At 62.8% G+C, this 336-nt stretch carries 1 protein-coding gene; it reads left to right on the forward strand.

Going from position 1 to position 336, the window contains the following annotated elements:
• Positions 1-336, forward strand: a 336-nt coding sequence (locus ACPUD7_RS17855; RefSeq protein ID WP_425120662.1) for a transposase, incomplete at both ends; no start/stop codon positions are given.

Here is a 336-nt window from a genome sequence, read left to right on the forward strand (position 1 = left end):
AGGATCGTTTCGACACCGTTGTTGCTGATCAAGTGCACCGCAGGCACGCGATCATCGAGCAGATCAATGCGGAACTGAAAAATGGTGCCCTGGCGCATATGCCCTCCAGGGTGTTCAACGCCAACGCCGCCTGGGTCGCGATCGCAGCGATCACTCACAACCTGATGCGGGCGGCTGCCGGGATCATCGGCGGGCGGATGAGCAAAGTGCGCGCCCAGACGTTGCGCACACGCATCATCAGCATCCCGGCCCGGATTGCTCACCGGGCCAGGAAGCTGATCCTGCACCTGCCCACGAAGTGGCCGTGGGCGACGGACTTCGCACGACTCTGGCAAG

It is taken from the genome of Brevibacterium sp. FAM 24630 (genome assembly GCF_049804075.1).
Lineage (GTDB): Bacteria > Actinomycetota > Actinomycetes > Actinomycetales > Brevibacteriaceae > Brevibacterium.